Genomic DNA, 12,519 nt, shown 5'->3' with positions numbered 1-12,519 from the left:
GGCACTCTGCGGCTCTGGACCTGGGCGACGCTCGAAACTGTGCTGTCCTCAAAAACTAGCACCGCTAGTTACGTATGCCCGGCCGACGTTACGGCCGAGCGCGCCGCACGTCCAGAGCGACCGCGCCGAAGGTCAGGCGGAGACCGTCGGTTTCCCGGCCGCCCGGGGCGCGGGCAGCTCGCCCTTGGCCAGCGGTACGGGGCTCCCCGTAGCCGGCTCCGGTACCCCGGCACCCTCCGGGGCGCAGTTCATGACCCGGGGCAGCCGGAGCGCCATCAGCGCGCCGAGCAACAGCAGACCGGCGCTGACCAGCAGCGTCACATGCAGTCCGTGCACGAAGGAGTCGCGGGCGGCGTGCCGCAGCGCGGCCCCGGCGGGCCCCCCGAGCCGGGCGGCGACCTCGTACGCCTCGCCCAGTGAGCGGCCCGCGGCCGAGGAGGCGGAGGCGGGGACGCCGGGCACCGAGTCGAGCGCGGGCGCGTAGGCGGCGTTCATCACGCTGCCGAGCAGGGCGATGCCGATGCCGGCGCCCAGTTGGTAGGAGGTCTCGCCGATGGCGGCCGCGCCGCCGGCCCGGTCGGCCGGGGCCTCGCTGAGCATGGACTCGTAGGCCCCGAAGAGGGTCGTCTCCAGACCGAAGCCGAGCAGTACGAAGCCGGTCAGGAGCAGTGGGGTGTTGTCGTGGCCGCCCATCGCGGTGAGCGTGACGACGGCGACGGCGGTGAGGACGAACCCGGCGCAGACCATCCGGCGCGGCCCGAGGGTGCGCAGTACGCGGGCGCCGGCGAGGCCCGCCGCCATCGCCGCGACGGTCAGCGGGAGCAGCCGCAGCCCGGTCTGGAGCGGGGACAGGCCCAGCACGAGCTGGAGGTACTGCGCGGCGATCAGCTCCAGGCCGACCAGGGCCAGCATGGCGAGCACGATGCAGCCCACCGAGGTACTGAAGGCGGGCCGGCGGAACATGGTCAGGTCGACCAGGGGGTGGGCGCGGCTGGACTGGCGCCGGACGAAGAGGACGAGCAGGGCCACGCCCACCAGGAGCGGTACCAGGGTGAGCGGGCCGGTCACGTCCTCGCCGCCGCCGAGCCGCTTGACGCCGAGGACGACGCCGAAGAGGGCGCCCGCCGCCATCAGGGCGCCGACGATGTCCCAGGGGCCGTCGCGCTCACCGCGGGACTCGGGCAGGAGCATCCGGCCGATGGGCAGGCTCACCAGCATCAGCGGGATGTTGACCAGGAAGACCGAGCCCCACCAGAAGTGCTCCAGCAGGAACCCGCCGAGCAGCGGGCCGACGGCCGCGCCGACGGCGGCGACCGCGCTCCAGATGCCGATGGCGAGCGCCCTCTCGCGCCGGTCGGGGAAGACCTGGCGCAGGATGGACAGCGTGGCGGGCATGATCATGGCGCCGCCGACGCCGAGCAGCGCGCGGGCCAGGATCAGCGTCTCGCCGTTGTGGGCGAGCGCGGCGACGGCCGAGGCCACGCCGAACAGGGCGTAGCCGAGCAGCAGGACGCGTCTGCGTCCGACCCGGTCGCCCAGCGTGCCGAAGAGGATCAGCAGCGAGGCGCAGACCAGGGGATAGATGTCGACGATCCAGAGCAGTTCGACCGCGCTGGGTCTGAGGTCCTCGGTGACGGCGGGGACCGCCACGTGCAGCACGGTGGCGTCGAGGCCGACGAGCAGCAGGCTGACACAGAGGACGACGAGGACGACCCAGCGGTTGGTACCGGCCCCGGCCGTCCGACGGCACGGCCCTGTGGCGGCCGTGGTCGTCCCGGACATGTACTACCTCCCAGAAGAATCCTCGCGTGCGGCGGGTCGGCGGGGTGGGGGTGTCCACGCCGTACGGCCGGATGAGGAGCGGTGTCTCCGGCCCGCTCGGACCCACGCGGGTGGCTCGTCAGCGTACGCGAGTTCATGCCCAGGTCACGTGGCGGACCTCTCACGGTTGTGCCCCGATCGGTGTGGCGTGCGCCACCTCGCGACCTGGGGTCACCGGCGGATGACGGGGCGGCCGGTCCGGCCGTCGATAATCGGCCCGTGACCGAGACAGCCACGCGGGCGGCCCCGCCCGAGACCTCCCTCCCCCGCCGGGCCCTCCCGGCGCTCCTGGGGTACGCGGGGGTCCGGGTCCTGGGCCTCGTCGTGCTGGCCGGGTGGAGCGCGGCGCGGGGCACGAGCGCGCACAAACTGCTCTCCGCTCGCTGGGACTCCCTCTGGTACGCGCGGGTCGCCGGGGCGGGCTACGGCCACGAGGTCCGGCTGCCGAACGGCGACCTCCACTCCGACCTCGCCTTCTTCCCGCTGCTCCCCTGGCTGGAGCGGCTGCTGCACACGCTGAGCCCGCTGTCGTACGCGGACGCGGGACTCGCCGTCTCCGCGCTGGCCTCGCTGGTGGCGGCGGGCGGGATCTTCGCGCTGGCGGACCGGCTGTACGGGGCGCGGGCCGGGGTGTGCGCGGTGCTGCTGTGGGCGGTGCTGCCGGTCGGGGTCGTGCAGTCGATGGCGTACAGCGAGTCCCTGTTCACCGCGCTGGCCGCCTGGTCGCTGTACGCGGTGCTGTCCGGGCGGTGGGTGACGGCGGGGCTGCTGGCCTCGATGGCGGGACTGACCCGGCCGGTGGGGGCGGCGGTGGTCGCCGCGGTGTGGGTGGCGGTCGTTACCTCGTTCGGGCGAGCCGGGAGCGCGGACGGCCCGCGCGCCCCCGCGTGGCGCCGGGTGCTGGGCGCCGCCCTGGCCCCCCTGGGCGCGGCGGCCTATGTGCTGTGGGTGGGCCACCGCACCGGGGACGGCCCGCTCGGCTACCTCGATGTCCAGGCGGGGTGGCGCAACGGCTTCGACGGCGGGTACGCCTTCGCCCGCTTCGTCGGCGGCATGCTCACCACGTTCCCGTCGGCCCTCGCGGGCGTCGCCCTGATCATCGGCGTCGTCCTGCTGCTGTGGCTGTACGCGGCCGGGGTGCGCCGGGGGCAGCCGCTCGCGCTGCTGGTCTACAGCGGGGTCGTGCTGGCGCTGGCCCTGTGCGCGTCGAGCTACTTCGGCTCCAAGCCCCGGCTGCTGCTGCCCGCTTTCCCCCTGCTGTTCCCGCCGGCCGAGGCCCTGGCCCGGGCCCGCCCGGCCCGCGCCGCGCTGCTGGTCTCCGCGCTCGCGGTCGGTGCGGCGGTGTACGGCGCCCTGTGGCTGAACGGCTCCGGTCCGCCCTGAGGGCCCCGGCGGGCCGGGTGAGCGCCCGCCGAATACGGGGCCACCTTTCGGTGAACCAATTTAAAAGCGCCATAAAACCGCTCCCGGCGAGATCCGAGGCAATTACGGGGGCGCTCCGGCGATATTGCGGACGTTCAGGAATTCAAGCGGTTCCTGAGAGGTTTCCCACATCACATCGTCATCACAAAGCCCCAGTACCGACCGGGAACACAGCTCACTCGCTGTAACGTCGATTGGGTGCGTACCGAACGAAAGCTCACCCGGCGTCTGGACCGGGTGTTCGCCAGGCTGGACCGTGAGCCGGAACGGCCGGCCCATATCGACGTGCCGAGGATGTCCCGGCACCGGGCCGTGCTGTTCTCCTCGACCCTGGCCTTCTACCTGGCGATCGTGTGGGCCGTGATCACCACGTCCTGGCTGGTCCGGCTGGACTGGCGGGTCATGTTCTTCCGCCCCTACCAGCAGTGGCCCGGCATCCACGCCTTCCTCGACTACTACGTGGTGCTCGGCCAGCGCGGCCCCACCGCGGTGATGGTCGCGGCCTGGCTCGGCTGGCGTTCCTGGCGGCAGCACACGGTCCGTCCGCTGCTGACCCTGGCCGCCTCGCTGCTGCTGCTGAACATCACGGTCGGCGCCGCCAAGCTCGGCATGGGCCGGCTCGGCCCGCACTACGCCACCGTGATCGGCTCGAACGAGATGGGCCTGGGCGGAGACATATTCCCCTCGGGTCACACCGCCAACGCGGTCGTGACCTGGGGCATCCTGGCCTATCTGGCCTCCACGCCGAGGGCGCGCCGCTGGCTGTCCGCGCTCTCCGCGATCACCTCGCTCGGCGTCGGCCTCACCACCGTCTACCTCGGTACGCACTGGCTGAGCGACGTGCTGCTGGGCTGGGCCGCCGGGCTGCTGATCCTCCTGGCGCTCCCCTGGTTCGAGCCGCTGATCTCCCGGGCCGAGAACGCGCTGTTCGCGCTGCGGGACCGGCTGCGCGCCCGCTGGCGGCGCACCGCGCCCGCGCCGGCCGCGCCGCTCGCCCCGGTGGCGCTCCAGCCGGTGGCCAGGGCCGCCGAGCCGGCCGCCCCGGCGCGGGAACCGGTCGGGTCGGCGCGCGGGTCCCGGCCGCCGATCCATCTGGCGCCGGGCCCGCACACCACCCGCTCGGAGCGCACGCCGGTCACCCCGGCGGGCAGCCGCCGTCCCCCGCACGCGGACCGGCTCCCGCGCGGTGCCTCGCAGGCCGCGCGCCCCTGACGGCCGGGTCAGCCCTTCCAGACGCGGGCGACCCGGCCGTCCTTCACCTCGAAGTTCAGCCGGCCCGTGCGGTACTCCATGGTGATGATCGCGCCGGGCGGCAGCGCCCGCACCGTCTGCCAGCCCCGGCTCCGGGCGCGCCGGTCGGCCTCCTCCGGGGCCAGGCCGACATAGCTGTCCAGGGTGTCCTGCGGCTCCGGCGGCGGAGCGGGAATCTGTGCCATGCGGCCACGCTAGGCGGCCCGCGCCGACTACGGAAGGCACCCGCCCCGACGGTCGCCGGGGCGCCGCCCGGTCACACTTCTGTCACAGCTCCCGGTGCCCGTAACCCGCGTACTCCGTCACACGTATGGGGGTTTCCGTTCACCTTCACGGGGTAATCGAACAGAATTTTCCTGCGGGGGTCGGCGCGGGGTCCAATTAACGGTCGTAATGCGTCGGACCACACACCGGAACCGGCCAAGAACGGGACCGGAACGTTTTTCCCGTGAAATACGGCGCGCGCGGCGGGGAGCTGACGCCGCATAGGAAATTCACGGGTCACCGGCACGAACAGACATGCGAACGGCCGCCGCCCTCCGGAGGGCGGCGGCCGTTGCCGTCGAGGCGGTGCCTCGCGTCAGAGCGCGAGATGCTGCCCCGGCACGATCAGGTCGGGATCGGCCCCGATGACCGACCGGTTGGCTTCGTAGACCCGCTGCCAGCTCACCCCGTGCCGGGCGGCGATGGTGCTCAGCGTGTCGCCCTGACGGACGGTGTAGCCGCCGCGCTGGGCTCCCCGGTCGGCGTGGGTCGTCGCCGGGCGCTGCGGGGCCTGGGTGGACCGCGACGGGGCGGACCGGGTCGGAGCGGACCGGGTCGGAGCGGACTTCTTCGTCACGCCCTTGTCGGTCCCGGTGCCCGTCGCCGAAGCGCCGGACGGTGCGGACCCATAGGCCCCGGCGCGGCCGGAGCAGACCGGCCAGGCGCCCCAGCCCTGGGCCTGCTGGACCTTGGACGCCACGGCGATCTGCGCGCTTCTCGACGCCTGGTCCGCGGTGGCGGCGTAGGCGCCGCCGCCGTAGGCACGCCACGTACTGGCGGAGAACTGGAGCCCGCCGTAGTAGCCGTTGCCGGTGTTGATGTGCCAGTTGCCGCCGCTCTCGCACTGGGCGATGCGGTCCCAGACTCCGTTGTCCGCCGCCTGCGCCTCTCCGGAGGCTGCCAGCAGCCCCAGCGGGGCGAGCAGCGCGGCCCCGGCGAGGGCGGCCGTCGTACGGCCCTTACGGGCGGTCGAACGGGTGGTATCGGCACACTCGGACATGCAGTTCCCTCTCCACGAACCCGGGCTCCCCCTGGGCGGGGCACGTCTCGCCGCGTCGGACCGCGGTTCCTCGCGCCCGCCCCGTCCACCGGTGACCGGTGCCACGGCCCTGTCGGACCCGGCGCCGGGCGGCGGACCTACCCGAGCGGTGCTAGTTGCACACGGCGAAGAAATCTAAGGAGGACAGGTGCCGCATTTCAACAACACCCCGTCGCGGCAGGCCAGTTGGCGGTTACCGCCGGTATCGGCGATTTCCGGCCAACCACTTCATACGGTTATTTCGGTACTTGTCGACCATGGGCGACGTTCACCTGTGACTCACATCACCCATTCAAGTTCCTTGACTGTGTACGGAGTTGACGTTGAGTGGCCGATTCCGTGCCGAAAGTGACCCTGCGCGCAGGCCGGTTCGATTCCGTTCCCCCTGGGGCGTGACCCCCACCACAGGACGCCCGTTGTCTTCTGCATGAGCCCGCGATCCCAAGGCTCAGCGACCGGGAGCCACCCGGCCGACCGCGCGCATCCCGAGGGAGCCACCGTGCCGCGCATGCTCGACGTCAGTGACGCCGTACGCGCCGAGATCGGCGACGAAGAAGCCGACCGGCTGCTCACCGGAGCGAACGCTCCGGGCAGTTACGACTGCACGTCCTGCCGCACTCCGGGGGACTCCGAGCAGGAACGCACCAGCACCGTCCTGTTCATCGGGGACGAGACCGCCGTCCTCGCCTTCGCCCACGCGGGCTGTCTGCCCTCCCAGGTCGTGCAGGTCACCGAGGAGCAGTTGCAGGGCGCCGTCCGCTCCATCGGCGGCGAGACGGCCCCCGGGGAGCAGCCCCACCGGACCACGCCCGAGCCCGCCGTGCTCGGCGTGACCAGCGGACTGGTGCTGATCGAGGGCGAGTTGCACCCGGCGCTCGTCGTCGAGCCGACCGCGCCCATCGCGCGCCCCGGCGCCACCGGGGGCGGCGACGACTTCCTCCCCCTCCTCATCGAGCAGGGCTTCATGCCGGTGACCGCGCTCGACGCCGTCCCCCCGGTGCTGCACGGCTGGTCGGTGCTGCTCGCCGTCGGCCAGCTCCACGCCGTGCTCCAGCCGGGCCCGCACGGCAGCCAGCCGGTGGCCTGGTGGCAGGCGCACCAGCCGCTCCAGGTCACCGACAGCTGGCGGGCCGCCGCCAACAAGCACCAGCAGGTGCTGATGTTCGCGGCCCCGGTGGGCTCCATCGGCCGCCAGCCCCGCGAGGACCTGCTCCGCGACGCCCTGGACAAGGCCGCCGCCAACGGCCGCCTGGTCGCCGCCGCCCTCCCCCTCGCCGGCACCTGACCCCCCTCCCCCGAACACCGGCCGTGCCATCCCTCCACCCCCAGGGTCGGCACGGCCGGTCGTGCTGTCCGGCGTACCCCCGGCAGCCCCCCGCGTGGCCGCATCCCTTTGGGTGCATCGTCGTTTGGACATACGTGCACCCATACGACGCCTCTCCCCGCCGGCCCGCCCTGTCCCCCGTTCCCGTCGCCCGGTCCGGGCAGGAGAACTCCGGCGGGCCCTCGTCCACGCCGATCTACGACACGCTGTACGCGGAGTGGGTCAAGACCTTCCGTACGCTGCCCGGGGATCGCAGCGGCGAGGAGAACCTGGGCTTCACCGCCTTCGGCAACCTCCCGCAGAGCACGGGCTCGTTCGGCGGGCACCGGCCGGGGTCGTTCAGCAGCTCCTACAGCGCCTACAGCGCGGGGGCGTACAGCGCGCGGCAGCAGTCCCAGTGGCAGCGGATCGGCACGATCGGCCGGGCCCAGCCGAACGGCGAAGGCCCTCCGGCGCTCCCCCCGGCCCCGCGCCGGGGCAACTGAGCGGCACACGAAAGCGGCACGCGAAGGGGCGGCCCGTCTCCACCGAGACCGGGCCGCCCCTTCGCCGTGCGTATCTCCGCCGTGGCGGTTACTTCTTCTTCGCGCCGCGCTTCTCGCGCACCCGCACCGAGAGGTGGATCGGGGTGCCCTCGAAGCCGAACTCCTCACGCAGACGGCGCTCGATGAAGCGCCGGTAGCCCGCCTCGATGAAGCCGGAGGCGAAGAGGACGAAGCGCGGCGGCTTGGTGCCGGCCTGGGTGCCGAACAGGATGCGCGGCTGCTTGCCGCCCCGGACCGGGTGCGGGTGGGCGGCGGCCAGCTCGCCGAGGAAGGCGTTCAGCCGGCCGGTGGGGACGCGGGTCTCCCAGCCTTCGAGCGCGGTCTCGATCGCCGGGACCAGCTTCTCCATGTGGCGGCCGGTGCGGGCGGAGACGTTGACGCGCGGGGCCCAGGCGATCTGGCCCAGCTCGGTCTCGATCTCGCGCTCGAGGTAGTAGCGGCGCTCCTCGTCGAGGGTGTCCCACTTGTTGAAGGCGACGACGACCGCGCGGCCGGCCTCGACGGCCATGGTGACGATGCGCTGGTCCTGCACCGAGATGTTCTCGGAGCCGTCGATCAGGATGACCGCGACCTCCGCCTTCTCCACGGCGGCGGCCGTGCGCAGGGAGGCGTAGTAGTCGGCGCCCTGCTGGAGGTGGACCCGCTTGCGGATACCGGCGGTGTCCACGAACTTCCAGGTCTTGCCGCCCAGCTCGATCATCTCGTCGACCGGGTCACGGGTGGTGCCCGCCAGCTCGTTGACGACGACGCGCTCCTCGCCCGCCACCTTGTTCAGCAGCGAGGACTTGCCGACGTTCGGACGGCCGATCAGGGCGATGCGGCGGGGGCCGCCGACGCCGGTGCCACCGAAGGTCTGCGCGGGCGCGTCCGGCAGCGCCTCCAGGACGGCGTCCAGCATGTCGCCGGTGCCGCGGCCGTGCAGGGCGGAGACCGGGTGCGGCTCGCCGAGGCCCAGGGACCACAGGTAGGCCGCGTCGGACTCGCCGCTGAGGCCGTCGACCTTGTTGGCGGCCAGCACGACCGGCTTGCCGGCCTTGCGCAGCAGCCGGACCACGGCCTCGTCGGTGTCGGTGGCGCCGACCTTGGCGTCCACCACGAAGACGACCGCGTCGGCGGCCTCGATCGCGTACTCGGCCTGCGCGGCCACGGAGGCGTCGATGCCGAGGACGTCCTGCTCCCAGCCGCCGGTGTCGACCACCTTGAAACGGCGGCCGGCCCACTCCGCCTCATAGGTGACGCGGTCGCGGGTGACGCCGGGCTTGTCCTCGACGACCGCCTCACGGCGGCCGATGATCCGGTTCACCAGGGTCGACTTGCCGACATTGGGGCGGCCGACGACGGCGAGCACGGGAAGGGGGCCGTGGCCCGCCTCCTCGATGGCGCCCTCGACGTCCTCGATGTCGAAGCCCTCTTCCGCGGCGAGCTGCATGAACTCCGCGTACTCGGCGTCGCCGAGAGCCCCGTGCTCGTACTCGTGCGCGGCCGAGCCGTCGGGCTGGTTCTGGTCGTTCATGAAGTCCGTACCTCGTCGTCGTTCGTGGTGATCGGTGGAAGTGGCCCGATTCGGGCCGGTTCCACTACTCAAGTGTCGCCCAGCGCCCGGTCAGGCGCCTGGCGTTTTCCAGGTGTGCGGTGAGCCGCTTCTGGATGCGCTCGGTGGCCTCGTCCAGCGCCTTGCGCGTACGCCGCCCAGAGCCGTCGCCCGCCTCGAACGGGTCTCCGAAGACCACGTCGACGCGGGAGCGCAGCGGCGGCAGGGCCTTGACCAGCCGGCTGGGCCGGTCGGCGCTGCCGAGCACCGCCACCGGCACGATCGGCGCCCCGCCGCGCACCGCGAAATAGGCGAGCCCGGCGCGCAGCGAGGCGAAGTCGCCCTCGCCCCGGGTGCCCTCCGGGAAGATGCCCAGCACGCCGCCCTGCTCCAGCACGCCGAGGGCTCGCCCGATGGCGGTGCGGTCGGCGGTGGTGCGGTCGACCTTGAGCTGGCCGATGCCGGTCAGGAAGGGGTCCAGCGGTCCGATGAACGCCTCCTGCTTGATCAGGAAGTGCGTCGGCCGGGGCGCCACGCCCATGACCATGGGGCCGTCGATGTTGTGGGAGTGGTTCACCGCGAGGATCACCGGGCCGGAGGCGGGCACCTTCCAGGCACCCAGCACGCGCGGCTTCCACAGGCCGTACATCAGGCCGACGCCGATGCGCCGCCCGATCTCGGCGCCCCGCTCCGAGGGCGGTGCGCTCTGGCTCACTTCCCGGCCCGCTTCTCCTCGACCAGGGTGACGACGCACTCGATGACCTGGGCGAGGGTCAGCTCGGTGGTGTCGACCTCGACCGCGTCGCCGGCCTTGGCGAGCGGGGAGGTCTTGCGGCTGGAGTCGGCCGCGTCCCGCTGGATCAGGGCGGCGCGGGTGGCGGCGACGTCGGAGCCCTTCAGCTCGCCGCTGCGGCGGGCCGCGCGGGCCTCCGGGGAGGCGGTGAGGAAGATCTTCAGGTCGGCGTCGGGCAGCACGGTGGTGCCGATGTCCCGGCCCTCGACCACGATGCCCTCCTCGGCACCGGCCGCGATGGAGCGCTGCAGCTCGGTGATCCGGGTACGCACCTCGGGCACCGCGCTGACCGCGCTGACCTTGGAGGTCACGTCCTGGGTGCGGATCGGCCCGGCGACGTCGAAACCGTCGACGGTGATCGTGGGGGCCAGCGGGTCGGTGCCGGACACGATCTCCGGCTTGCCCGCGACGGCGGCGATCGCGGTGGGGTCCGCGAGGTCGATGCCGTTGGTCACCATCCACCAGGTGATGGCCCGGTACTGGGCGCCGGTGTCCAGGTAGCTGAGGCCGAGCTGCGCGGCCACGGCCTTCGACGTGCTCGACTTGCCCGTGCCGGAGGGGCCGTCGATCGCTACGATCACGGGCTTTGCGGTCGGGGCGGCGCCGTTTTCCACGGGAGGGCACCTTCCTGGTGAAGGGTGTCGGTCGGGGTGGCGGGACGCGAGGGCGCCCCGCACAAGGTTACTGGGTGTGGGTCACTCGTACGGACGCACGTGGGCCGTGCGACCGCCGGGGCCCACGTGCTACTGCCGGAGCGCCCAGCCGCGCTCGCGCAGCGCCTCGGTGAGGACGGGCGCGGCCCCCGGCTCGACCATGAGCTGGACGAGGCCGGCCTGCTGTCCGGTGGCGTGCTCGATGCGGACGTCCTCGATGTTGACCCCGGCCCGTCCGGCGTCGGCGAAGATGCGGGCGAGCTGGCCGGGCTGGTCGTCGATGAGGACGGCGACGGTCTGGTAGGCGCGCGGGGCGGAGCCGTGCTTGCCGGGGACCCGGACCTGGCCGGCGTTGCCCCGGCGCAGCACGTCCTCGATCCCGGCGCCGCCGGTGCGCCGCTTGTCCTCGTCGGCGGACTGCAGGGCGCGCAGCGCGCGCACGGTCTCGTCCAGGTCGGCGGAGACGTCGGTGAGGAGGTCGGCGACCGGGCCGGGGTTGGCGGAGAGGATGTCGATCCACATCCGGGGGTCGGAGGCGGCGATCCGGGTGACATCGCGGATGCCCTGCCCGCAGAGCCGTACGGCGGACTCCTCGGCGTTCTCCAGCCGGGCGGCGACCATGCTGGAGACCAGGTGCGGCATGTGGGACACGAGGGCGACGGCGCGGTCGTGGGCGTCGGCGTCCATGACGACCGGCACGGCCCGGCAGTGCGAGACCAGTTCGAGGGCGAGGTTCAGCACCTCGGTGTCGGTGTCGCGGGTCGGGGTGAGCACCCAGGGGCGGCCCTCGAAGAGGTCGGCGGTGGCGGCCAGCGGCCCGGACTTCTCCCGGCCGGACATGGGGTGGGTGCCCAGGTAGCGGGCGAGGACGGTCTCGTCCAGGCCGAGCGCCTCCAGTTCGCGGCGCGGGCCGCCCTTGACGCTGGCCACGTCGAGGTAGCCGTGCGCGACGTCGCGGCGCATGGCGTCGGCGAGGACGGTGGCGACGTGCGCGGGCGGCGCCGCGACGAGCGCGAGGTCGACCCGGCCCTGCGGCGGCTCGTCGGTACCGGCGCCGAGGGCGGCGGCGGTACGGGCCTGCGCGGGGTCGTGGTCGGTGAGGTGGACGGTGACGCCCCGCTGGGTGAGGGCGAGCGCGGCCGAGGTCCCGATCAGCCCGGTGCCGATGACGAGTGCGGTTCTCACTGGGCGATGTCCTTGCGCGGGGCGGCGGCGCCGGCGCGGGGCCGGCTTCTGGTGCCGTCCAGCCTAGTCAGCCGGGGCGGGCCGGATGCACGCCGACCGCGCGGTGAGACGGGCGCCCGTTCGGCCGAGGCGCGGTCCGACCCGCTGCCGCCTCCTTCGTCCGGGCGGTGTTCGATGCCAAGATGCCCGGAAGTATGGATCTTTCCATCCTTTTTCCGCCTCTTGGACATACGGAGTGACGACATGACCCAGCCCGCGACGCGGCGCACGCTTCTCGCCACGGGGGCCGCCACGCTCGCCGTCTGCTGTGTGGGATGCGGCGACGACGGCGACAGCTCCTCGGCCGCCGCCAGCACCTCCCCCAGCGGCGGGACCTCGGCCGCCGCCGACTCCGGCGACGGGCAGGCGCTGGGGAGCGTCAGCGAGATCCCGGAGGGCGGCGGCAAGATCTTCACCGCGGAGAAGGTCGTGGTGACGCAGCCCAAGAAGGGCGAGTACAAGGCGTTCTCCGCCATCTGCACGCACCAGGGCTGCACCCTCGACAAGGTCGCGGACGGCACCGTCGACTGCCCCTGCCACGGCAGCAAGTTCCATATCGCCGACGGCTCGGTCGCGCACGGCCCGGCCACCGAGCCGCTGGCCGCCAAGGAGATCATGGTGCACGGAAACACGGTGCACCTGGCCTGACCGC

The 12,519-nt window shown here is 73.1% G+C and carries 12 protein-coding genes; 5 read left to right on the top strand and 7 right to left on the bottom strand.

Translation table 11 applies throughout. From position 1 onward, the window contains the following. Window positions 1-132 precede the first annotated feature (132 nt). Complete coding sequence (locus tag OG448_RS24140) at window positions 133-1,782, bottom strand: MFS transporter (protein ID WP_405556806.1); 1,650 nt, start codon at window positions 1,780-1,782, stop codon at window positions 133-135. Window positions 1,783-2,040: 258 nt separating this feature from the next. On the opposite strand from OG448_RS24140, the gene OG448_RS24135 reads away from it, so the two are divergent. Together OG448_RS24135 and OG448_RS24130 are read left to right on the top strand one after the other, a co-directional pair. Then, window positions 2,041-3,204, top strand: a complete 1,164-nt coding sequence (locus OG448_RS24135; RefSeq protein ID WP_405556804.1) for a glycosyltransferase family 39 protein — start codon at window positions 2,041-2,043, stop codon at window positions 3,202-3,204. A gap of 237 nt (window positions 3,205-3,441) precedes the next feature. Further along, window positions 3,442-4,455 (top strand): phosphatase PAP2 family protein, encoded by a 1,014-nt coding sequence (locus OG448_RS24130; protein WP_405556802.1) that lies wholly within the window; start codon window positions 3,442-3,444, stop codon window positions 4,453-4,455. Between the two features lie 8 nt (window positions 4,456-4,463). On the opposite strand, the gene OG448_RS24125 is transcribed toward OG448_RS24130, so the two are convergent. Both OG448_RS24125 and OG448_RS24120 read right to left on the bottom strand, forming a co-directional pair. Continuing rightward, window positions 4,464-4,679 carry an I78 family peptidase inhibitor gene (locus OG448_RS24125; RefSeq protein ID WP_031183232.1) on the bottom strand — a complete coding sequence of 72 codons (216 nt, stop codon included), beginning with the start codon at window positions 4,677-4,679 and terminating at the stop codon, window positions 4,464-4,466. A gap of 395 nt (window positions 4,680-5,074) precedes the next feature. Continuing rightward, complete coding sequence (locus OG448_RS24120; RefSeq protein WP_405556800.1) at window positions 5,075-5,758, bottom strand: transglycosylase family protein; 684 nt, start codon at window positions 5,756-5,758, stop codon at window positions 5,075-5,077. A gap of 538 nt (window positions 5,759-6,296) precedes the next feature. Between OG448_RS24120 and OG448_RS24115 the strand changes: the two genes are divergently transcribed. Next, window positions 6,297-7,082 carry a hypothetical protein gene (locus OG448_RS24115; RefSeq protein WP_405556798.1) on the top strand — a complete coding sequence of 262 codons (786 nt, stop codon included), beginning with the start codon at window positions 6,297-6,299 and terminating at the stop codon, window positions 7,080-7,082. A 134-nt stretch (window positions 7,083-7,216) separates the two neighbouring features. Next, a complete protein-coding gene (locus OG448_RS24110; RefSeq protein WP_405556796.1) occupies window positions 7,217-7,606 on the top strand; it encodes a hypothetical protein in 390 nt (129 codons plus the stop codon). Window positions 7,607-7,694: 88 nt separating this feature from the next. Here the strand turns inward: OG448_RS24110 and der are convergent, their stop codons facing one another. The 4 genes from der to OG448_RS24090 form a co-directional block, all read right to left on the bottom strand. Further along, complete coding sequence (der, locus tag OG448_RS24105) at window positions 7,695-9,179, bottom strand: ribosome biogenesis GTPase Der (RefSeq protein ID WP_391299626.1); 1,485 nt, start codon at window positions 9,177-9,179, stop codon at window positions 7,695-7,697. Window positions 9,180-9,243: 64 nt separating this feature from the next. After that, on the bottom strand, window positions 9,244-9,846 hold the full coding sequence (locus tag OG448_RS24100; protein WP_405558924.1) for a lysophospholipid acyltransferase family protein: 603 nt from the start codon (window positions 9,844-9,846) through the stop codon (window positions 9,244-9,246). Between the two features lie 62 nt (window positions 9,847-9,908). Next, a complete protein-coding gene (gene cmk, locus OG448_RS24095) occupies window positions 9,909-10,604 on the bottom strand; it encodes a (d)CMP kinase (RefSeq protein ID WP_405556794.1) in 696 nt (231 codons plus the stop codon). A 129-nt stretch (window positions 10,605-10,733) separates the two neighbouring features. Next, window positions 10,734-11,828, bottom strand: coding sequence for a prephenate dehydrogenase (locus tag OG448_RS24090; RefSeq protein ID WP_405556792.1), 1,095 nt, complete (start codon window positions 11,826-11,828; stop codon window positions 10,734-10,736). 243 nt (window positions 11,829-12,071) lie between these two features. On the opposite strand from OG448_RS24090, the gene OG448_RS24085 reads away from it, so the two are divergent. Continuing rightward, window positions 12,072-12,515: a Rieske (2Fe-2S) protein gene (locus OG448_RS24085; RefSeq protein ID WP_405556790.1), complete on the top strand. Its 444-nt coding sequence runs from the start codon at window positions 12,072-12,074 to the stop codon at window positions 12,513-12,515. The last annotated feature ends 4 nt before the right edge of the window (window positions 12,516-12,519 follow it).

Source organism: Streptomyces sp. NBC_01171 (assembly GCF_045039805.1).
In the GTDB taxonomy this organism is placed as follows: domain Bacteria; phylum Actinomycetota; class Actinomycetes; order Streptomycetales; family Streptomycetaceae; genus Streptomyces.
This window is presented reverse-complemented; position numbering and strand designations above follow the sequence as displayed.

Bases quoted from the DNA above. Each gene is read 5' to 3' on its own strand.
- OG448_RS24140 (WP_405556806.1), bottom strand. From the start codon at position 1,782: ATGTCCGGGACGACCACGGCCGCCACAGGGCCGTGCCGTCGGACGGCC.
- OG448_RS24125 (WP_031183232.1), bottom strand. From the start codon at position 4,679: ATGGCACAGATTCCCGCTCCGCCGCCGGAGCCGCAGGACACCCTGGAC.
- OG448_RS24120 (WP_405556800.1), bottom strand. From the start codon at position 5,758: ATGTCCGAGTGTGCCGATACCACCCGTTCGACCGCCCGTAAGGGCCGT.
- der (WP_391299626.1), bottom strand. From the start codon at position 9,179: ATGAACGACCAGAACCAGCCCGACGGCTCGGCCGCGCACGAGTACGAG.
- OG448_RS24100 (WP_405558924.1), bottom strand. From the start codon at position 9,846: ATGTACGGCCTGTGGAAGCCGCGCGTGCTGGGTGCCTGGAAGGTGCCC.
- OG448_RS24085 (WP_405556790.1), top strand. From the start codon at position 12,072: ATGACCCAGCCCGCGACGCGGCGCACGCTTCTCGCCACGGGGGCCGCC.